Here is a 19,928-nt window from a genome sequence, read left to right as displayed (position 1 = left end):
CCCCGGAAAGGAGGCGACCGGCAGATGTACACCCTCTCTGACCTCGGTCGCCTCGCCCGCCGCACGGCCTGGGCGCCGGGCCGGATCGCACACGGCTGCTGAACGCGCCGTCCCGGCGCGCCCGTTCTCGGCGCGTTCCGGATTTCTCCTTCACCGCATCCCGGCACGCCGTCGCCGCGTGCCCTTCCGCGCCCCCTTCTTCCATTCGGCGCGTCCGGACAAAGAAATCTGCCTGAAATGGGTGAGCACGATGAATCGACCGAACACGGACCGGAACGAGGGTCCGGCATGGTAGCGGCGCGCCTCACGATCAACGGAAAAGAAACCCCCATTTCGCCGGCCGCGCCCCACACCACGGCCCTCGACTTCCTGCGCGAGCGCGGCCTCACCGGCACCAAGGAGGGCTGCGCCGAGGGGGAGTGCGGCGCCTGTTCCGTCCTGGTGGCCCGCCCCGGGGTGGACAAGCCCACCGACTGGGTGGCGGTCAACGCCTGCCTGCTCCCGGTCGCGGCGCTCGACGGCCAGGAGGTCGTCACCTCCGAGGGCCTCGCCACCGCCGGCGAACCCGGCACGGCGCCCGTCCTGCACCCGGTGCAGGAGGAGATGGCGATGCGCGGCGGCTCCCAGTGCGGCTACTGCACGCCGGGATTCGTCTGCAGCATGGCCGCCGAGTACTACCGGCCCGGCCGCTGCGCGCACGCGGAGCCCGCGGACGGCGCCCACGCCGACGCCGAGCACGGTCCGAACGGTTTCGACCTGCACGCGCTGAGCGGGAACCTGTGCCGCTGCACCGGCTACCGCCCGATTCGCGACGCCGCGTTCGCCGTCGGCACGCCCGCCGACGAGGACCCGCTGGCACGGCGCCGCGAGCAGGCCCCGCCCGCCCCCGTGGCCACCGAGTACGTCCAGGACGGCAGGGCCTTCCTGCGGAAGGACACCCTGGCCGAAACGCTCCTGCTGCTGCGCGAGCGCCCCGACGCGGTGGTGGTCGCCGGCTCCACCGACTGGGGCGTGGAGGTGAACATCCGTTCCCGCCGGGCCGATTGCGCCGTCGCCGTCGACCGGCTGCCCGAACTGCGGGAGCTGCGCGTCGAACCCGGCTTCGTCGAGATCGGGGCGGCGCTGACGCTCACCGAGATCGAACGCCGTCTCGACGGCTCCGTCCCGCTGCTCGCGGAACTCTTCCCGCAGTTCGCGTCCCGGCTCATCCGCAACAGCGCGACCCTCGGCGGCAACCTGGGCACCGGCTCCCCCATCGGCGACAGCCCGCCGGCCCTGCTCGCCCTCGACGCGTCGGTGGTGCTCGCCGACGCCGACGGCGAGCGCGAGGTCCCGCTGGCGGACTACTTCACCGGCTACCGGCAGAGCGTGCGCCGCCCCGGCGAACTGATCCGCGCGGTGCGCGTCCCGCTGCCGCTCTCACCGGTCACGGCCTTCCACAAGATCGCCAAGCGGCGTTTCGACGACATCTCCAGCGTGGCGGTCGCCTTCGCGCTCGACATCCGGGACGGCGTCGTCCGCACGGCCCGGATCGGCCTCGGCGGCGTGGCCGCCACCCCGATCCGCGCCCTCGCCACCGAGGCGGCCCTGGAGGGCGAGCCGTGGACGGCGGAGACGGCCGACGCCGCGGCCCGGGTCCTGCGGACCGAGGGCACACCGATGGACGACCACCGCGCCAGCGCCGGCTACCGCACCGCGATGCTCGGCCAGAGCCTGCTGAAGCTGTACGCGCGAACCACCGAGGCGGTCTCGTCATGAGCCATCTGTCCGAACGTCCCGAGAAGCCCGCCGTCGGCGTCTCCGTGCCGCACGAGAGCGCCGCGCTGCACGTCACCGGCGCCGCGCTCTACACCGACGACCTGGTCCAGCGCACCAAGGACGTGCTGCACGCTTGTCCGGTCCAGGTCATGAAGGCCCACGCCAGGATCACCGCGCTGCGCACCGAAGCCGCGCTCGCCGTCCCCGGCGTGGTCCGCGTCCTCACCGGAGCCGACGTGCCCGGGGTCAACGACGCGGGCATGAAGCACGACGAACCGCTCTTCCCCGACACGGTCATGTTCCACGGCCACGCCGTCGCCTGGGTGCTCGGCGAGACCCTGGAGGCGGCCCGGCTCGGCGCGGCGGCGGTCGAGGTCGACCTCGAGGAACTCCCCTCCCTGATCACGCTCCGGGACGCGATCGAGGCCGAGAGCTTCCACGGCGCCCGCCCCCTGATGGTGACCGGTGACGTCGACGCCGGCCTCGCCGGCTCCGCGCACGTGTTCACCGGCGAGTTCCAGTTCTCCGACCAGGAGCACTTCTACCTGGAGACGCACTGCGCGCTCGCCCACATCGACGAGAACGGGCAGGTGTTCGTCCAGAGCAGCAGCCAGCACCCCTCGGAGACGCAGGAGATCGTCGCGCACGTGCTCGGCCTGCCCAGCCACGAGGTGACCGTGCAGTGCCTGCGGATGGGCGGCGGCTTCGGCGGCAAGGAGATGCAGCCGCACGGGTTCGCGGCCGTCGCCGCGCTCGGCGCCAGGCTGACCGGCCGCCCGGTCCGGCTGCGGCTCAACCGGACCCAGGACCTCACGATGTCCGGCAAGCGCCACGGGTTCCACGCCTCCTGGCGGATCGGCTTCGACGCCGACGGCCACATCCAGGCCCTCGACGCCACCCTGACCGCCGACGGCGGCTGGAGCCTGGACCTCTCCGAACCGGTGCTCGCCCGCGCGCTGTGCCACATCGACAACACGTACTGGATCCCCCACGCGCGCGTCGCCGGACGCGTCGCCAGGACCCACAAGGTCTCCAACACCGCCTTCCGCGGCTTCGGCGGCCCCCAGGGCATGCTGGTCGTCGAGGACATCCTGGGCCGCTGCGCGCCCCGGCTCGGCCTGGACCCGATGGAGCTGCGGGAACGCAACTTCTACCGGCCCGGCCGGGGCCAGACGACGCCGTACGGGCAGCCCGTCACCCAGGCCGAGCGGATCTCCGCGGTCTGGGAGCAGGTCAAGGAGAACGCCGGCGTCGCCGACCGCAGGCGCGAGATCGCCGCCTTCAACGCCGCGCACCCGCACACCAAGCGGGCCCTCGCGGTCACCGGCATCAAGTTCGGCATCTCGTTCAACCTCACCGCCTTCAACCAGGGCGGCGCGCTGGTGCTGATCTACAAGGACGGCTCGGTCCTGATCAACCACGGCGGCACCGAGATGGGCCAGGGCCTGCACACCAAGATGATCCAGGTGGCCGCGACCACGCTCGGCATCCCGCTCCACAAGGTGCGCCTCGCCCCGACGCGCACCGACAAGGTGCCCAACACCTCGGCCACCGCCGCGAGTTCCGGAACGGACCTCAACGGCGGCGCGATCAAGAACGCCTGCGAGCAACTGCGCGAGCGGCTGCTGCGGGTGGCCGCCACCCAGCTGGGCGCCCACGCCTCGGACGTGCGCATCGTCGAGGGCGTCGCGCGCGCCCTGGGCGGCGACACGGAGCTGGCCTGGGACGACCTGGTGCGCACCGCGTACTTCCAGCGGGTGCAGCTCTCGGCGGCCGGCTACTACCGGACCGAGGGGCTGCACTGGGACGCGAAGACCTTCCGGGGCTCGCCGTTCAAGTACTTCTCCCACGGAGCCGCCGCGGCCGAGGTGGAGGTGGACGGCTTCACGGGCGCGTACCGCGTCCGCCGGGTGGACATCGTGCACGACGTCGGCGACAGCCTCTCCCCGATGATCGACATCGGTCAGGTCGAGGGCGGGTTCGTGCAGGGCGCGGGCTGGCTGACCCTGGAGGACATGCGCTGGGACACCGGCGACGGACCGCACCGCGGCCGGCTGCTGACCCAGGCGGCGAGCACGTACAAGCTGCCGAGCTTCTCGGAGATGCCCGAGGAGTTCCACGTCACGCTCCTGGAGAACGCCACCGAGGAGGGCGCGGTGTACGGCTCCAAGGCGGTGGGCGAGCCCCCGCTGATGCTGGCCTTCTCGGTGCGGGAGGCGCTGCGGCAGGCCGCCGCCGCGTTCGGCCCGCCCGGGACCGGCGTCGAACTGGCCTCGCCCGCCACGCCGGAAGCGGTGTACTGGGCGATCCGGGAGGCCCGGCGGGGCGGCGCGTCCGGGAGCGGCCGGGCCCCCGACGGCCTCGCCGACGGCGGTCCGGCCCGTACCGACGCCGAAGCGCTGCACCGTGCCTGACACGACATGGGTCGCCGCGGTCGCGCGGTTGCGGGCACGCCGGGAACCCGGCGTGCTGGTGACCGTCGCGGCCGTGCGCGGCCACGCCCCCCGCGACGCGGGCGCGAAGCTCGTGGTCGGGCCGGCCGGGACGTGGGGCTCGATCGGCGGCGGCAACGTCGAGGCCGTCGCGATCGACCGGGCCCGGGAGATGATCGCGACGGCCGCGCCGGAACCGGAGCTGATCGATTTCGCCCTGAACGACAAGGTGGCCAACCGGCACGGCGTGCAGTGCTGCGGCGGCACGGTATCGGTGCTGCTCGAACCCCTGCCGGTGGTACGGGCGGTCGCGGTCTTCGGCGTCGGGCACGTCGGCCTGGAGCTGGCCCGCGTCCTGGCGCGCCAGGACCTCGACCTCCACCTGATCGACAGCCGCTCCGACGTCCTCGCCGAGGAGCGGCTCGGCGTGCTGGCGGACGCGGTGGCCCGGGTGCGCGTGCACCACACGCCGCTGCTGCCCGAGGAGGTCCTCGCGGAGCTGCCGCGGGGCACCCACGTCCTGATCATGACGCACGACCACGCCGAGGACGCCGCCCTGTGCGACGCCGCCCTGCGCACCCCGGGTCTCGGCTCCATCGGCCTGATCGGGTCGGCGGCCAAGTGGGCGCGGTTCCGCAAGCGCCTCGCCACCGAGGGCGGCCACGACGAGGCGGCCATCGACCGGATCAAGACCCCGATCGGGCTGCCCGGCATCACCGGCAAGGAACCCGCGACCATCGCCGTGAGCGTCGCCGCCGACCTGCTGCGCGCCTTCGGGACCGAGGGGGCCTGACCCCCGGCCCGGGACGGCGGGACGGACGCGCCGGTCACCACTCGGGATGGACGTCGTGGCTGTCGTGACGGAGGCCGGCCTCGGTGATCCAGGGCCTGAAACGGCCGGGGCCCGAGCGATCGGGCGCGTAGGCGACGGGCTCTTCGGTGTCGTCGGTGACGATGACGGCACCGGCCTTCTGCGCGGAGCGCAGGGCGTGGGTCCAGTGCCGGCCGCGGTGGCCGGTGCGGTAGTCGGGCCTCTTGCAGGGAGCCATCGGGTTCTCACCGCCGTGAAGCTGCGGCCGTGTGCCCGCGTCCGGCGGACACGGGCGCCCGGCGGGTGCCGAACAGACCGGAATACCCGTTGTGAAGATTCTTGAACATCCGTTCGCATGTTCTCGCGGTTGTTCTCGTGTTCCCGCGCTCCCCCGCCGAGTCGCCGTGTCACCCCCTTCGCCGCCCGCCCGGAGGGACGTACGGTGGTGAGGGGCCCGTCGGGGCGTGCCGGGCGGCGGTTCCGGACCGCGCGGGCGGCCCGGCCGGCATCCCGGGAGGAACGATGCGGTCGAGTGCCAGGGTCCTGGTCTACAGCGACGACGCGAACACACGCGCGCAGGTGCGGCTGGCGGCCGGGCGCAGGCCCGCGGCCGACGTCCCCCCGGTCGAGTTCGTGGAGTGCGCCACGCTGCCCGCCCTCCTCGCCCGCCTGGACGAGGGCGGCGTCGACGCCTGCGTCCTGGACGGCGAGGCCGCCCCGGCCGGCGGCATGGGCGTCTGCCGGCAGATCAAGGACGAGGTCTTCCACTGCCCGCCCGTCCTGCTCCTCGTCGGACGCCCCCAGGACGCCTGGCTGGCCACCTGGAGCCGCGCGGACGCCGCGGTCACCCTCCCGGTGGAACCCGTCGAACTCGCCGCCTCCCTCGCCGCCCTGCTGTGCCCGCCCGCCCCGGCGGGCGAGTAGCGGCAGGACCCGGGCGCGGTGACCGCCGAACGGAATCCACGCTCTTGCGGAAGTGCGGGGGGCGTCCGGTCCGGCGGGCCGGAGGGGGCTCCCCGGCGGTGCGAGAGCGCTCCGATCACGAACTCTCTACAGAGCTGTAGAAAGATAGAGTGCGGGCGGCGCGACGGAAGCGCTCCGCGAGGGCCTCGTACGGAAAGCCCGAAAACGATCATGCGGTGTCGAGGGGTGCGCGGTCCGCGGGGCCGACTTCGTCCTCTTGTTAGCCTGTGACGATGGACGAGGTGCTGGACGAGGGACCGTTCTTCCACGGAACGAAGGCCGACCTGCGCGTCGGGGATCATCTGACCGCCGGTTTCCGCTCGAACTACCGGCCCGAGGTCGTGATGAACCACATCTACTTCACCGCGCTGCGCGACGGCGCGGGACTGGCCGCCGAACTCGCCGCGGGCGACGGGGCCCCGCGCGTGTACGAGGTCGTACCGACCGGGGACTTCGAGAACGATCCGAACGTCACCGACAAGAAGTTCCCCGGCAACCCCACCCGTTCCTACCGCAGCAGGGAGCCGCTCCGGATCGTCGGCGAGGTCACCGACTGGACGCGGCAGACCCCCGAGGCCCTGCGGATGTGGCGGGACCGGCTGGCCGCGGTCCTCCGGGACGAACGCGCCGAGATCATCAACTGAGGGGCGGCGCGAAGCTCGCCGCCGAGGCCGCTTCGGGCCGCGCGGGGCAGGCCGGGAACGACACCGCCGGTGTCCGTACGGAGACGGCCGGGACGCCCTCCGCCGCCAACGTCCCGGGAACGGGGCCCTGTTCCGGGTACGGGCCTTCGCCGGCCGACGGAGCGCGGCACCGGGAGAGGCCACCTGCCCTCCGGCGAGAAATAACCACTCTTTCGAGGTAATGCCCGGCAGATCACCAGATAGTACGTTGGGAATGGCTTCAGAGAAGCTGAACGGCTGAGCTGTTGATATGCCTACGTCCGGGCGGACTTCCCCACCTCTCTTCTTCCTCTCCCCGCCCGTCGCTCGGCCGGCTTCCGGTCCACCGTGAGTTTCCGACAGGCCCCTTCCGGAGCGGTTCCCGTGCGCTCCGACCGCGCGCCGACACCTCACCCCCCCCGTGCTCCCGTGCCCCGAGCGGCACGGCGGCACGCCGTCACTGAGGCCACCCCCACCCCATCCCGTGCGAGGAGTTGACCCATGAGTGGATGCGGCTGCGCACAGTCCCCGATCGCCGTCGGCGGCCGACGGCCCACCGAGCCGGCCCACCTTCCCGCCCCCTGCCCCGACTCCAGGTGCCCCGACTCCGGGTGCTCCGGGTGCTCCGGCTCCCCCCGCCCCGGTTCCTCGTGCTGCGGTTCCGGGCGGTGCGAGCGCTGCGAGACGATTTCGCTGCGCGACTCCGCGCCGTACCGGGTCGTGGCGACCGCCAAGAGCATCGACCCGACGCCGTACTACACCCTCGCCCACACCCACGCCGCGCTGGACCCCGTGGTCGCCCAGACGATCCTGGACAGCGGCACCGGCACGTTCCCGGCCGACGACGGGACGCACAACGGACAGCACACCTGGCTCGCCGGCGTCGTCCGTGTCGACCCCGCGTCGCTGCGCGGCAAGCCCACCGAGGTCACGATCGGCGCCTCGGTCCACGTCCGCAACGACGGCGACGGAACGGCGTGCCGGCTCTACGGCCGCTTCGCCCTGTGGAACGGCGCGACCCCGGTCCGCACCGACCTCCTGGGACCGCCCGACCTGCCGGCGGGCGGCGAGGACGAGGGCGTCATCCCGCCGACCACCGTGCCCCTCGCGGACGTCCTCGCCGGAAAGGTCGTCGTCGAACTCAACCTGGAGACCGGCAACGACGACGCCTGCCGGGTCGGCCCCAAGCAGTGGACGGTCGACAGCTTCGTCCTCACCGTGCGGGCGGCCACCCCGGGCTGCGGCAGGCCGTTCCTGCGCACGACGTGCCGCACCTGCGACGGAGCGGTCACCTGCACCACCGACACCCTCGACGGCTCGACCCCCTACGCCCCCGTCCCGCCGGTCGTCCCGGTCGCCTCCTGCCAGGACGGATGCGCCCCCGCCCGTCCGCCGTGCCTGTCCACCGACCGGGGCAACGCCCTCGTCCGGGGCAGCGACGGATGCCTGTACGCGCCCGACACGCCCGCCCTGGACCCGTCCCCGTGCAACGCCGCCCGGAACACGACCGGCGGACTGCTCGTCCCCCGGATCGACGTGACGGGCATCGCGCCCGGCGGCAACACCGGCACCGAACGGTCGGTGGACATCGACGTCACCGGGGTGCGCGGCTGCCCCGAGCGGTGGCGGATCGGCGCCCGTCTCACACCGGTGAGCGGGTTCCTCAACACCGAACAGCAGCACGCCAACCTCCTGGCCAGGGCCGGTACCGACGTACCGGTCCCGAAGTCCGACGTCGTACTCCCGGAGGCCGGGGTGTACCACATCGACAGCGACGTGCGGTACGCGCTCGGTTCCGCCACCGGCGGCAGCGGCTACATCATCGGCTGGCTGCGGGACGAGACCACGGACACCCTCCTGACGAGCTTCACCCAGATCGCGGCGATCAACGCGGACCGCCAGGAGCACCAGGGCGGAACCACGCACATCATGACCGAGTACGCGGTCGCCTCCGGCCCCCGTACGGTCCGCCTGCACCTGATGTTCGTCCTCACCGGCGGCAAGATCACCACCGCCGAGGCCGGGGGCACCGACAGCAACGGGGCGACGCGGATGCGGTTCGTCAAGATCAGGGATTAGACCGTGCCCCGCGCGCGGGAGTCGCCACCGGCGGGGTCGGATGAGCTGACGAACGGGACCGGTGAAGCGGTCCGGCTGTGACAAGGGAGGTGTCCGACGTGTCGCGTACGCGCATGTAACTTTCCTTCTGTCACCAGAAGCGAAGATCGGGAGCCTGCGGCTCGTCGAGACGGTTTCATGGGGCACGGCCGCCGCACGTGCCCGGTCGGGAAGAGCGGTCAAGACCGCCGGTATCGAGGCCGTTCGGTCGCGCCGGCGCGGCCGACAGCAGGATTCCGTGCGTCCCGGCACGGTCGAGCAGCGGCTCCCATTGACCCAGGCCCGAAACGCGTCGGGCCGCAGGAGACAGGTGATGGAAATGCGAGACGAGGCCGCCAAGCGGGTCGAGCTGGTCTTCTCCCTCTTCGACGCCAACGGCAACGGAGTCGTCGAATCCGACGACTTCGACCTGATGACGGGCCGTGTCCTGGAGGCGGCGGCCGCTTCGGACGACGGTGCCAAGGCCGCTGTCCGGGCCGCGTTCCGCCGCTACTGGACGACGCTGGCCGCCGAACTGGACGCCAACGGCGACGGTGTGATCACCGTGGACGAGTTCCGCCCGTTCGTACTCGACCCCGAGCGTTTCGGTCCCACGATCGCCGAGTTCGCCGAGGCCCTGTCCGCGCTCGGAGACCCCGACGGAGACGGCCTGATCGAGCGCCCCCTCTTCGTCTCGCTGATGAGGGCGATCGGCTTCGAGGAGGCGAACATCCACGCCCTCTTCGACGCCTTCGGTCCGGACGACAAGGACCGCGTCGCCGTGGACACGTGGGCCGTCGGCATCAAGGACTACTACGCACCGGACCTGGCCGGGATCCCGGGCGACCGTCTGGTGGACGCCCGGGCCGTCTGACACGGCCCGTCAGCGGCTCTCCCGGTCCACGGGCGGCACCCCCGCCACGACGCCACCGGACCGCCGCTTCCACCGGGACGCGTCCCACCGACCGGGGCCCGCGAGCGGGGCCCCGGTCTCGGGCCCCGTGCGGACGCCGCCGTGAGCGTCGCGGGCGTCATGGCGAGGGCTTGTGCGCGAACACCCACCGGTTCCCCTCCAGCGCGTCGTTGGGCTCGGGGAGGGGGCCGCGTCCGTACCGGCGGGTGAATTCGAAGGGCGTGTGCAGGGAGGCGGACCAGCCCCTGGCCGTCAGGTCGCCCCTGGAGTCGGGGCGCGGCCCCGTGTGGAAGAGGCGGAGCAGGTCGATGCCGATCTGTTCCCGCGTCGCCGTGTAGATCGGACTGCCGCGGTACGCGTGGAGATCCTTCTCCAGCTTGGCCTCGAAGGCCAGAGCACTGCCTCCGGTCGTCAGTCCGTCCACCGTGTCGACGAGGTGCGTCTCGACGGGGCCCGGCAGGTAGAAGAGGAGTCCCTCGGCCAGCCAGACGCTCGGTGCGGCCGGGTCGAAGCCGGCGGCGGTCAGCGCGCTGCCCCAGTCCCCGCGCAGGTCCACCGGTACGGGGACCCGCCTCGCCTTCGGGGCGGCCGACAGGCCCGTGAGCACCCGCTGCTTGAAGGCCAGCACGCCCGCCCTGTCGAGCTCGAAGACGACGCAGCCGGACGGCAGGTCCAGCCGGAAGGCGCGGGTGTCCAGTCCCGCTCCCAGCAGGACCACTTGGCGGGCGCCCGTACCGGCCGACCGGAGGACGAAGTCGTCGAGCACCCTCGTCCGCAGGCCGAAGTAGCGGGCGAACCGCCCCCACAGCGGGTTGTCGTCCCCGCCCGGAGCCTGCTCGGCGCGCACCGGCCAGTCCGCGCAGGCGGGGGCCGCGCGGACGAAGTGTTCCGCGTAGGGGTCCTGGGCCAGGCTGTCGTGGCGGTGGGTCTCGATGGCCCGTGCCGCGGCGACCAGCAGGGCGGTCAGGCCCACGCCTCCGTCCACGCCTTCCGTGTCCGTGTGCAGGGGTGCCGGACCTGTCATGTTTCCTCCGTCGGCGGGAGTGGGGGTGCGAGATGCTCACTCGCCGGGTGGGGCGGGTCCTGGGCGCCGCGTGCCCCGCCCGTCGCCCCGCCCATCGGCTTGCTCATCGGCTCGGTTTCCTTGGGAGCAGGACGGGTTTGACCACGCGGCCCGTTTCGCAGTCGTGTTCGGCCTCGTTGACGCCGGCCAGCGGGTAGGTGCGGATCAGCTGGTCGAAAGGGAAGAGTCCGGCCCGCCACAGTCCGATCAGCCGGGGTATCAGTACACCGGGTACGGCGTCCCCTTCGCAGATGTGGCGAATGCTCCGGCCGCGGTCGAGCGTGCCCGGTTCGAGCGCCAGGGGGGCGTGGAGGCGTGCCACCAGACCGAGGCTACCGGTGGGGCGCAGGGCCCGGAGCGCCTCGTTGACGAGCGGGGGCGAGGCCGTGGTGTCCAGCGCGTACTGGGCCCCGCCGCCGGTCAGTCGCCGGATCCGCTCGGCCAGGCCGGGCGAGGCGGCGGGCAGGGGGGTCGCGCCGAACCGCTCGGCCGAGGCGAGCCTCCCGGGACGCCGGTCGACGGCCACGGTCCGTACGCCCGCGGCGGTGGCCGCCATCACCGCGGACAGGCCCACCGCTCCCGCGCCGAGGACCACGAGGGTGTCGCCGGGACCCGCGCCGAAGGTGTTCAGCACGGCGCCGGCGCCGGTGAGGAAACCGCAGCCGAGGGGCCCGAGCAGTTCGAGCGGCAGCGCGGGGTCGACCCGTACCGCGTTGCGGGCCGGAACGAGGGCGTACTCGGCGAACGAGGACTGCCCGAACCACCGGGACGCCAGTGCCGCGCCGGTCGCGTCGGTGAGCCGCGGCGGTTCCTCCCCGCGCCCCCCGAAGAGGTTGAGGGAGGCGAAGGAGTCGCAGTGGGCGGGGGCCGCGCCGAGGCAGCTGCGGCAGTGTCCGCAGGAGTCGAAGCTCAGCACGACGTGGTCACCGACGCCGATCGCGGCGTCCGGACCGTCCCCCGTCCGCACCACGACCCCGGCGCCCTCGTGGCCGAGGACGGCCGGCACGGGGCTCCGGCCGGCGGATCGCCGGACCGCGAGATCGGTCCGGCACATCCCGGTGCCCGCGATCTCGACCAGGATCTCGCCGGCGGCGGGCTCCGTCCGCAGCACCACCTCCTCGACCGTGAACGGGCCCTCGTAGGAGCGCAGGACGGCTGCCCGGAACCTGGTCGTCACGCCTCCTCCCGCGGGCGGTGGACCACGAACGGCCGGAGGTTGCCGTACAGCCCCCACGGCCCGCCCGCGACGCCGACACCGCTGTCCTTGGCGCCGGCGAAGGGCTGGGCGAGGGACAGTTCGGCGTGGTGGTTGATCCAGGCCGTGCCGCATTCGAGCCGGCCGGCCACCGCCTCGGCCCGGTCGAGATCGGTGCCCCAGACGGAGCCGCCCAGTCCGAAGCCGGTGCCGTTGGCCGCCTCGACGGCTTCGTCGAGGCTCCGGTAGGGCAGTACCGGCAGGACCGGTCCGAACTGTTCCCCGGTCACCACCGGGCTGTCGGGCGGGACATCGGTGAGAACGGTGGGCGCGAAGAAGTAGCCCGGCCCGTCCGGCCGCCGGCCACCGGCCGCCGCCCGTGCGCCGTCCGCCAGGGCCCGCCGCGTGACCTGCTCGACCCGGGCGAGCTGGGGGGCGTTGTTGACCGGGCCCAGCCGGGTGTCCGGGGCGAGGCCGGCCCCGACGGCGACGGTCCTCGCGCGCTGGGCGAGGGCTTCGACGACCTCGGCGTGGAGCCGGGCCGGGGCGTAGACGCGTTTGACCGCCATGCAGACCTGCCCGCAGTTGCGGAACGCGGCCCAGAACAGCCGGTCCGCGATCCGGTCCACCTCCACGTCGTCCAGCAGGACGGCGGCGTCGTTGCCCCCCAGTTCCAGGGTCACCCGGGCGAGCGAGGCCGCGGCCGCTCCGGCGACGGCCCGCCCGGTGGGCACCGAGCCGGTGAAGGTGACGTGACGGATGCCCGGGTGGGCGGCGAGGCGGGCGCCGAGGGGTTCGCGGCCGGTGACGACGGTCAGGACGTCCTCGGGCAGGACGGCGGCGAGGACGGAGCCGAGCAGGCGCGTGGCCAGGGGGGTGAAGGGAGACGGTTTGAGGACCACGGTGTTGCCCGCCGCGAGCGCGGGCGCGAACTTCGCCGCCGCGAGCTGGAGGGGAAAGTTCCACGGCACGATCGCGGCGACGGGCCCGAGCGACCGCCAGCGGATCTCGCTGTCCACGGGCCGGCCGTCGGCGATCCGCCGGGTCGTGGGGGCCAGGTCCGCGAAGTAGCGCAGGCGGGCCGCCGTACGGGCGACCTCCGCGTGCGCCTCGGCCAGCGGCTTGCCCTGTTCCCGCGTGAGCAACCGGGCGAGGTCGTCGCCGGCCGTCTCCACCGCGTCGGCCGCCCCGCGCAGCGCGGTGGTGCGTGCGACGGGGTCGGCCCGCCAGCCGTGCCAGGCCCGGCGGGCCCGGTCGACCACGGCGTCCAGCTCGTCCGGCCGCTGATCGGGAGCCTCGTCGAACGCTTCCCCGGTGGCCGGGTCGACGACGGCGAAACGCGCGGCCCCGTGCCCGGGGGAACGACCGGCCTCGGAGGTCGGCATGACGGTGGTCAGCGCGCGGAGGGGGCGTCGGCGGCGTGCTCTCGGGCGTGCCGGTCCAGCTCCGCCCGGAAGGCGGCCACCAGGTGCGGCCGGATCCTTCCGGCATTGCGGTCACCGCCCTCGCAGACCGCGCCCCGCACGCCCACGATGTCCGTACCGATGCGGGTCAGCGGACCGAGGTCGGCCCGCGTGACGCTGCCCGCGAGGGCCGCGAGTCGGCCGGACGCGTGGGCCAGCCGGACGAACTCGGCGCAGACGTCCGGCGCGAGATGGTCGAACAGCCGCGTCCCGTCCTTGACGGCGGTGTCGAGCATGGCCGCGTCGGCGCCGGAACGGGCGGCGATGTCGGGCACGGCGAGCGGATTGACGCAGCCGATCCGGTGGGCGTCGGCATAGCCCGAGGCGACGACGAGCGCGTCCGGACGGTGGTCCTTCACCGCCCGGACGACCGCGCGCATGACCTCGACGCCCTGATCGGGCGTCGTGCACCCGAAGAGGCCGACCTTGATGTACGTGGCTCCCGAGACGGCCGCGCCGAGCGCGGCCAGGGCCACCGTGCCGGGCTTGTACGGGACGTCCCCCACGGTCGCGGACACGGGCTTGTCCGCCGGGACCGCGTCGCGGACCTCCCTGATGACCCAGGGGAAGTTGGCGCCGAGGGAACCCTCGTCGGGCTTCTTGACGTCGACGATGTCGAGATGCTCCGCCGCCTTCGCGCAGTCGAGAGCCTCCTCGACACCGTTCGGGGAGATGAGAAGCAGCACTCTGACCTCCTTCGCCGCCGGTTCGCCCGGCCGAGGGACAGGGGCCCACGGTTGACCCGGCTCATGCGCGGCGCGCCCATCATTTCCGTCACCCTCGGGAAGGGGAAGGGCGCGCGGAGTATCCGAAGGGGCGTTCGTGCCCGCCATGGAGTGCGCCGTGCATACCCGGGCGAATCCCTCAGGAGGGAACGATTCGACTGCCGGTGAACGGTTCGTGCGATCGGCGTCGACGCTTCCGGCACCGGGGCCACCCGCCTTCGGCCGGCGGGTCCGCGTGCTCTCGTGACACGGCGAAGCCCCGGCCGAAAGGCGCCCCCGGCCCGTGGCCGGGCCGCCGGCGCCGGCCCGCTCGGGGACGGGAACCCGCCGGCCCCCTCCGCCCGCATGCCCCGACGGCCGCCCGAGGCGATACTGGTGACAGTCGGGGAGGACGCTCCCCACGTGCTGCGGCCAGAGGGAAATCCCGCGTCCGACCACCGCGGTGGTGCTGTCGCCGGAAGGGACGTCACGATGTGCCGCTGGATCGCTTACTCGGGTACGCCCGTCCTCCTCAGCCAGGTGCTGCTCCAGCCGAAACACTCCCTGATCGACCAGAGCCTGCACTCCCGCATGGGCGTGGAGACGACCAACGGCGACGGCTTCGGCATCGGCTGGTACCAGGAGGAAACGGCCGAGCCGGCGGTCCTGCGGGACATCAGCCCGGCCTGGAACAACCGCAACCTGCGGGAGATCGCCCGCCACACCCGCTCGGGACTGTTCTTCGGTCACATCAGGGCCTCGACCGGAACGGCCGTGCAGCAGAGCAACTGCCACCCCTTCCGGAGCGGTCGCTGGATGTGGATGCACAACGGGGCGATCAGCGAGTTCCACCGGCTTCGGCGTGATCTGGCCCTGGCCGTCGATCCGTCGCTGTACGCCGACATCGAGGGGTCCACGGACTCCGAGCTCATGTTCTTCCTCGCCCTCACCTTCGGTCTGACGGAAGACCCGCCCGCCGCCGTGGCGCGCATGGCGGGCCTGATCGAGACGACGGCGGACGCGCGCGGTGTCCCGCTCCCGCTGCAGATGACCGTCGCGGTGACCGACGGCGAACGCGTGTGGGCCTTCCGTTACTCCAGCGAGGGCCGCTCGCGTTCGCTGTACGTCAGCGCCGAGGTGGACGCCCTGCGCGCGCTCCACCCCGACGTGTCGTTCCTGCGCGAGCTGTCCGACGAGACCCGTCTCGTCGTGTCGGAACCCCTGGGCGATCTCCCGGGCGCGTGGAACGAGGTGCCGGAGAACAGCTACGGCGTCGTCCAGCCGGGCGAGAGCGCGCTCCACGACTTCCGGCCCGAGTACGCCGGCCTCCCCCCGTCGGGACGGTGAGTACCGCGCCCCCGCCCGACGACGGGACCCGGGAACCGGCCGGGGGCGGGCCGACCCGCTGGGGGACCCGTTCCTGCGCCCCCGGTCCGCGGCAGCCGGTGTCCTGGTCCACCGTGGAGGCCGGTGACCACCGGTCCGGGGTCTGGGCGGCCTGCGCGTCATGGAGATGCGGCGGCTTCCGGAGTGACGCCGGCGGCCGGGCGGCTCGCCCCGGCCGTCTTTTCCGTGCCGGTTTCACGGCTCCCCGGCCGTGATCCGGCCGGAACTGCGGGCTGCCCGCAGGGCTTGGTAGTCGCGCTGGTTCTGGTCGGCGTAGGACTGGGCGAACTCGGTGAGCGCGCGGTCGAAACGGTCGCCGCCTCCCAGGTAGGCGGCGAGCGCGACGGGGTCTCCCGAGCGGGCGTGGGCCCGCGCCAGGCAGGCCCCGCACAGCCGGCCGAAGAGGGAGAGCAGGTCCGGCCCCATGGTTTCCGGCCGCGCGATGCCCTTCCAGTCCCACAGCTGGCGCACGTAGAAGTCCCGGCCCCGTCCGTCGAGGCCGGTGACGTGGGTCCAGCCGAGGAAGATGTCGCTGGTGGTCTGGATCAGGCGTTGGCCGGTCACCACGCGGCGCCCCTGGTTGTCGTGGCGTTCACCGCCCGTGTGGGCGGCCAGCACCGACTCCGAGGCTTCCTTGGCCTGGAGCAGCAGGGGATCGTCGTCGTCCCTGCCGAGCAGGAGCAGCACCCAGCAGCGCGTGCCGACGCTGCCGACGCCCACCACCTTGCGGGCCATGTCCACCAGCCGGTAGTGGCGCAGCAGGTGCCGCCGTTCGGGCGGGAGGGTCCGCGCGTAGCCCTTCATGACGGACCGCAGTTCCTCCTCCCGGCCGGCCCCGGCCGGGTCGGCCGCCAGATCCCCGAGGGGGGTGATCAGCGGTGGGTCCGGGGCGATGCGCCGGCCCTCGGCGGTGACGCGGGTGAGCTTGGCGAACGCCCTCACGTGGGTCCGGGTGCGGGCTCTCGCGGCGGCGTCGCGAAGGCGGTGCTCCGCCTCCCCCTCCCCCTCCGTCGCCAGCAGCCGCCGCACGTGGTCGGCGTCGTCCTGGGCGTACCAGATGTCGAGGGTGGGCATGCCGGCGAACTCACGCATCCGCTGCCGGTAGGCCCGTACGCAGGCCCGTACGGTGTTGTCCTGCTCCTTGGGCGAGAAGCCGTTCGCCCGGGCCGCGATCACGAATCCGGCGGCCAGACGCTTGACGTCCCACTCGAACGGGCCGGGCAGCGTCTCGTCGAAGTCGTTGATGTCGAAGACGAGGCGGCGTTCCGGTGAGGCCAGGAGCCGGAAGTTCAGCGGATGGGCGTCCCCGCACAGTTGCACCCGCAGCCCGCTGTGGGGGAGGGACGCCAGGTCGGCCGCCATGATCGCCGCGGCACCCCGGTAGAAGCGGAACGGCGACTCCAGCATGCGGCCGTAGCGGACCGGCACCAGTTCCGGAACGCGCTCGGCCGACTGCCGCTCGAGCACGTCGACCGGGTCGAAGCGTTCCCGGCCCGGCTCGTACCGGCCGTGGCACGCACGCGAGACCCGTTTGCGGGCCTTCCTGCCGTAGGCGTCCCGCTCGGCCGGTGTCAGGGAGGGGGTGAAGGCGCCCGGTACGGTCATGGTCCGGCCTCCGGTTCCGTGGGGTCGACGGTGATCGGCACGGCACGCGGGGCGGCGGCGATCGCGACGGTTCGGCGGGACCGCGGTCCGCCACGGGCGGCGGGCCCGGACGGGGCCGGGTCTCCGCCGTCCGGATTCACATCGCTCATCGCACGTCTCTTCGTCTCGTCCGGGTCCTGTGGTCCGATCGTTCCCGGATCCCGTCCCACTGTCCCGGTGGCACGGAGGGATCACCCCTCACGGGTGACCCGGGTCCCGTGGTGCCGGCCCCGACCGCGGAACGGTCGGGCGACCGCACTCGCCCGTGAACGCCGCTCGGGCGTGGGCGGCAGCACGGGGGAGCGCGTACGCCGGAGGGAGCGGCCCCCGCCTCTCGCGGTCTCCGTGCGCGCCCCGGCAGGGTGGCGGCCCGCCGGGCTTCCTCCGACTCCTCGAGTACGGGGGGAGGGGGCGAATCGTGAGGACGCCGGTCTCGAAGCGTCCCGCTCTGTCGGCGGTGGCGCCGCGACGGCCCGCGCTGTCCCGTTCGGTTCCTCCGGGCCCGGACACGCCTCCCGGTGTCGTGAGCATCCGCTGTCCCTTCCGGCCCCGGCCCGCCTTCCGCGATGTGCGCACGCCGATCAATGAGGTGGGGAAGGCGGTTCCGGCTGGCTAGGCTTCGGTCCATGAGCGGACCGGTACTGGTGATCGAGTTGGCGGAGGCCGTTCCCCCTGCGGCGATCCGGCGGCTCCGCGACCTCCTGGTCCGCTCCTCGGTGCGGTTCGAGGAGAAGCGGGTCGGCGAGTACGACCTGAACATCCGCGCGGGGAGCCTCGGCATCCCGGAGACCGGGGGCGACGAGGGGCGTCCCGTCCTGGTCTCCGTCACGGGGCCCGGCATCGGCGACGAGTCCGCATTCGAGGCCGGACACGGCGAGGAAATCGACCAGGAGCCCCTCATCGGCTTCAGGCCGACCCACGCCGCCCATGTGGTCGCCTTCTCCAACCGTCCGGTCGACCACGTCGTCACGGCCCTGTTGGCCGCCGCCGTCATCGACGTGATCGGCGGAGTCGTCAACGCCGAACTGTGGGAGGACCGCGTGCCTGTGGTGGCGGGCCTTCCCGGCGTCATCGCCACGACGACCGATCCCTGGCCCGCCGTGTACGGCTCGGCGGAGTTCCTCCGGGCATGGGTCCGGCAGCCCGGGTTCCGGCTGCTGAAGTAGCCGGAACCCCGGCCGGCCGGCTCGGACGAGCGGTACACGCTCGAGCAGCAGCCCGAAGCTCGCGCGGCCCACCGACCGCCGTGACGACGGTTCGTTTCCGGGCGGCTTCACCCCTTGCCCGGAGAAGCCCGGCCGTCGTTCGGGAGCATCGTCGTCGCGCGGGCACGTCCGGCTCGCGGCCGGCACCGCCGGCTCGGAAAGAGCCCGGTGACGTGAAGACCACCGGGCGGTGGTACGTGAAGCGGGACGTGGAGGACGCGCGCGGAGCGACAGCGGCGTGGGGCGGCCTCCACGGACCCGCGGCGGGGCGGTCGGTTCCGGATCCGGCATCCGGACGGGGCGGGAGCCGCTAGGTTCGACCCGGCGATGTGAGAAAACGTGAGAGATGAGAGGGTCTAGCGGGTGAGCGAGACACCACCGAACACCCTGCAGTACCGCGTCGACGGGCCGGAACAGGCTCCGGTCCTTGTCCTGGGGCCCTCCCTCGGTACCACATTCCACATGTGGGACCGGCAGGTCCCCGAGCTCGCGCGGGACTGGCGGGTCGTCCGTTTCGACCTGCCCGGACACGGCGGGGCGCCCGCCCGGCCCTTCACCTCCGTCGCCGACCTGGGGGACAGGCTGCTCGCCACCCTCGACGCGCTCGGCGTCCAGCGCTTCGGGTACGCGGGCTGCTCCCTCGGCGGTGCCGTCGGCCTCGACCTCGCGCTGCGGGCGCCCCACCGGGTCGCCTCGCTCGCCCTGGTCGCCGCCTCGCCCCGGTTCGGCACCGCCGACGAGTTCCGGCAGCGCGGCGTCATCGTCCGCGCCAACGGCCTGGAGCCGATGGCCCGCACCGCTCCCGAGCAGTGGTTCACCCCGCTCTTCGCCGGCGCGCAGCCCGCCATCGTCGACTGGGCCGTCCAGATGGTCCGTACGACCGATCCCGCCTGCTACATCGCCGCCTGCGAGGCCCTCGCCGTCTTCGACGTCCGCGAGGCGCTCGGCCGCGTCGACATCCCGGTGCTGGTCCTCGTCGGTTCCGAGGACCAGGTCACCGGTCCCGCCGAGGCCCGCACCCTGGTCGCCGGCATCGCCGACGCCCGGCTCGCCGTCGTCCCCGGCGCCTCCCACCTCGCCCCCGTCGAGCAGCCCGCGGCCGTCACCGACCTGCTCGTCGACCACTTCGCCGGGACCGCCCAGGACACCAGCGGCGCCCTGGCCGTGCCGCCGCCCCGCACGCCCCCGGTCCTCGCCGCCGAGGCCCCGGAGGTCGCCCCGGACGCCGGGCCCGCCGAGGCGGACCGCCCCGATCCGTACGAGAAGGGCCTCGGGCTGCGCCGCGAGGTCCTCGGCGACGCCCATGTGGACCAGGCCCTCGCCGACGATCCCGACGGGGCCTTCCAGGGCCTCGTCACCCGGTACGAGTGGGGCGAGGTGTGGAGCCGCGACGGCCTCGACCGCCGCACCCGCAGCGCCGTCACCCTCACCGCGCTCCTCGCCGGGGGACACCGGGAGGCCCTGGCGGACCACACCCGGGCCGCCCTCCGCAACGGCCTCGCGCCCGGCGAGATCCGCGAGATCGTGCTCCACGCGGGCGTGTACTGCGGCCTCCCGGCCGCCGAGACCGCGCTGCGCGTCGTCACCCGCGTCATCGAGGAGGAGACCACGCCCCCGTCGTAGCCTGGCCGT

The 19,928-nt window shown here is 73.5% G+C and carries 16 protein-coding genes; 10 read left to right on the top strand and 6 right to left on the bottom strand.

What is annotated here, in order from left to right; genetic code table 11:
- Window positions 1-288: 288 nt before the first annotated feature.
- From ACFYZY_RS20620 to xdhC, 3 genes are read left to right on the top strand one after another with little or no spacing between them, the layout of a single operon-like run.
- Window positions 289-1,758 (top strand): xanthine dehydrogenase small subunit, encoded by a 1,470-nt coding sequence (locus tag ACFYZY_RS20620; protein WP_388696038.1) that lies wholly within the window; start codon window positions 289-291, stop codon window positions 1,756-1,758.
- The gene (gene xdhB / locus ACFYZY_RS20615; RefSeq protein ID WP_388696036.1) at window positions 1,755-4,172 is read left to right on the top strand and encodes a xanthine dehydrogenase molybdopterin binding subunit; all 2,418 of its coding nucleotides are present in this window, start codon (window positions 1,755-1,757) and stop codon (window positions 4,170-4,172) included. The genes ACFYZY_RS20620 and xdhB overlap by 4 nt, the downstream gene beginning before the upstream one ends.
- Complete coding sequence (gene xdhC / locus ACFYZY_RS20610) at window positions 4,165-4,983, top strand: xanthine dehydrogenase accessory protein XdhC (protein WP_388696033.1); 819 nt, start codon at window positions 4,165-4,167, stop codon at window positions 4,981-4,983. The genes xdhB and xdhC overlap by 8 nt, the downstream gene beginning before the upstream one ends.
- A gap of 34 nt (window positions 4,984-5,017) precedes the next feature.
- Here xdhC and ACFYZY_RS20605 read toward each other — a convergent pair whose 3' ends face one another.
- Window positions 5,018-5,239, bottom strand: coding sequence for a hypothetical protein (locus tag ACFYZY_RS20605; RefSeq protein ID WP_388696031.1), 222 nt, complete (start codon window positions 5,237-5,239; stop codon window positions 5,018-5,020).
- Window positions 5,240-5,523: 284 nt separating this feature from the next.
- Here ACFYZY_RS20605 and ACFYZY_RS20600 point away from each other — a divergent pair, with 284 nt between their 5' ends.
- From ACFYZY_RS20600 to ACFYZY_RS20585, 4 genes are all read left to right on the top strand, one after another.
- The gene (locus tag ACFYZY_RS20600) at window positions 5,524-5,925 is read left to right on the top strand and encodes a hypothetical protein (RefSeq protein WP_388696029.1); all 402 of its coding nucleotides are present in this window, start codon (window positions 5,524-5,526) and stop codon (window positions 5,923-5,925) included.
- Window positions 5,926-6,197: 272 nt separating this feature from the next.
- Window positions 6,198-6,608, top strand: coding sequence for an NAD(+)--rifampin ADP-ribosyltransferase (gene arr / locus ACFYZY_RS20595; protein WP_388696026.1), 411 nt, complete (start codon window positions 6,198-6,200; stop codon window positions 6,606-6,608).
- Between the two features lie 738 nt (window positions 6,609-7,346).
- Complete coding sequence (locus ACFYZY_RS20590; protein ID WP_388696025.1) at window positions 7,347-8,705, top strand: hypothetical protein; 1,359 nt, start codon at window positions 7,347-7,349, stop codon at window positions 8,703-8,705.
- 358 nt (window positions 8,706-9,063) lie between these two features.
- Window positions 9,064-9,597: an EF-hand domain-containing protein gene (locus ACFYZY_RS20585; RefSeq protein ID WP_388696244.1), complete on the top strand. Its 534-nt coding sequence runs from the start codon at window positions 9,064-9,066 to the stop codon at window positions 9,595-9,597.
- 157 nt (window positions 9,598-9,754) lie between these two features.
- On the opposite strand, the gene ACFYZY_RS20580 is transcribed toward ACFYZY_RS20585, so the two are convergent.
- The 4 genes from ACFYZY_RS20580 to ACFYZY_RS20565 form a co-directional block, all read right to left on the bottom strand.
- Window positions 9,755-10,660 carry a class I SAM-dependent methyltransferase gene (locus ACFYZY_RS20580; RefSeq protein ID WP_388696022.1) on the bottom strand — a complete coding sequence of 302 codons (906 nt, stop codon included), beginning with the start codon at window positions 10,658-10,660 and terminating at the stop codon, window positions 9,755-9,757.
- Window positions 10,661-10,763: 103 nt separating this feature from the next.
- Window positions 10,764-11,876 (bottom strand): NAD(P)-dependent alcohol dehydrogenase, encoded by a 1,113-nt coding sequence (locus ACFYZY_RS20575; RefSeq protein ID WP_388696020.1) that lies wholly within the window; start codon window positions 11,874-11,876, stop codon window positions 10,764-10,766.
- Window positions 11,873-13,279 (bottom strand): aldehyde dehydrogenase family protein, encoded by a 1,407-nt coding sequence (locus tag ACFYZY_RS20570; protein WP_388696017.1) that lies wholly within the window; start codon window positions 13,277-13,279, stop codon window positions 11,873-11,875. The genes ACFYZY_RS20575 and ACFYZY_RS20570 overlap by 4 nt, the downstream gene beginning before the upstream one ends.
- Window positions 13,280-13,287: 8 nt before the next feature.
- Window positions 13,288-14,043 carry a (5-formylfuran-3-yl)methyl phosphate synthase gene (locus ACFYZY_RS20565; protein ID WP_388696014.1) on the bottom strand — a complete coding sequence of 252 codons (756 nt, stop codon included), beginning with the start codon at window positions 14,041-14,043 and terminating at the stop codon, window positions 13,288-13,290.
- 510 nt (window positions 14,044-14,553) lie between these two features.
- Here ACFYZY_RS20565 and ACFYZY_RS20560 point away from each other — a divergent pair.
- Window positions 14,554-15,408, top strand: coding sequence for a class II glutamine amidotransferase (locus ACFYZY_RS20560; protein WP_388696011.1), 855 nt, complete (start codon window positions 14,554-14,556; stop codon window positions 15,406-15,408).
- A gap of 234 nt (window positions 15,409-15,642) precedes the next feature.
- Here ACFYZY_RS20560 and ACFYZY_RS20555 read toward each other — a convergent pair whose 3' ends face one another.
- Window positions 15,643-17,052 (bottom strand): DUF2252 domain-containing protein, encoded by a 1,410-nt coding sequence (locus ACFYZY_RS20555; RefSeq protein WP_388696010.1) that lies wholly within the window; start codon window positions 17,050-17,052, stop codon window positions 15,643-15,645.
- A gap of 665 nt (window positions 17,053-17,717) precedes the next feature.
- On the opposite strand from ACFYZY_RS20555, the gene ACFYZY_RS20550 reads away from it, so the two are divergent.
- Together ACFYZY_RS20550 and ACFYZY_RS20545 are read left to right on the top strand one after the other, a co-directional pair.
- Complete coding sequence (locus ACFYZY_RS20550) at window positions 17,718-18,257, top strand: DUF6368 family protein (protein WP_388696007.1); 540 nt, start codon at window positions 17,718-17,720, stop codon at window positions 18,255-18,257.
- A gap of 402 nt (window positions 18,258-18,659) precedes the next feature.
- Entirely contained in the window at window positions 18,660-19,919 is a 1,260-nt protein-coding gene (locus ACFYZY_RS20545; RefSeq protein ID WP_388696005.1) for an alpha/beta fold hydrolase, read from the top strand.
- Window positions 19,920-19,928 lie beyond the last annotated feature (9 nt).

Origin of the sequence: Streptomyces sp. NPDC001744 (assembly GCF_042892575.1) — a bacterium.
Lineage (GTDB): Bacteria > Actinomycetota > Actinomycetes > Streptomycetales > Streptomycetaceae > Streptomyces.
This window is presented reverse-complemented; position numbering and strand designations above follow the sequence as displayed.

What these genes read in the sequence shown, in the direction of transcription:
- ACFYZY_RS20585 (WP_388696244.1), top strand. Translation starts at nt 9,064, where the DNA reads ATGCGAGACGAGGCCGCCAAGCGGGTCGAGCTGGTCTTCTCCCTCTTC.
- ACFYZY_RS20600 (WP_388696029.1), top strand. Translation starts at nt 5,524, where the DNA reads ATGCGGTCGAGTGCCAGGGTCCTGGTCTACAGCGACGACGCGAACACA.
- ACFYZY_RS20620 (WP_388696038.1), top strand. Translation starts at nt 289, where the DNA reads ATGGTAGCGGCGCGCCTCACGATCAACGGAAAAGAAACCCCCATTTCG.
- xdhB (WP_388696036.1), top strand. Translation starts at nt 1,755, where the DNA reads ATGAGCCATCTGTCCGAACGTCCCGAGAAGCCCGCCGTCGGCGTCTCC.
- ACFYZY_RS20580 (WP_388696022.1), bottom strand. Translation starts at nt 10,660, where the DNA reads ATGACAGGTCCGGCACCCCTGCACACGGACACGGAAGGCGTGGACGGA.
- ACFYZY_RS20555 (WP_388696010.1), bottom strand. Translation starts at nt 17,052, where the DNA reads ATGACCGTACCGGGCGCCTTCACCCCCTCCCTGACACCGGCCGAGCGG.
- ACFYZY_RS20605 (WP_388696031.1), bottom strand. Translation starts at nt 5,239, where the DNA reads ATGGCTCCCTGCAAGAGGCCCGACTACCGCACCGGCCACCGCGGCCGG.
- ACFYZY_RS20560 (WP_388696011.1), top strand. Translation starts at nt 14,554, where the DNA reads ATGTGCCGCTGGATCGCTTACTCGGGTACGCCCGTCCTCCTCAGCCAG.
- ACFYZY_RS20570 (WP_388696017.1), bottom strand. Translation starts at nt 13,279, where the DNA reads ATGCCGACCTCCGAGGCCGGTCGTTCCCCCGGGCACGGGGCCGCGCGT.
- ACFYZY_RS20550 (WP_388696007.1), top strand. Translation starts at nt 17,718, where the DNA reads ATGAGCGGACCGGTACTGGTGATCGAGTTGGCGGAGGCCGTTCCCCCT.
- arr (WP_388696026.1), top strand. Translation starts at nt 6,198, where the DNA reads ATGGACGAGGTGCTGGACGAGGGACCGTTCTTCCACGGAACGAAGGCC.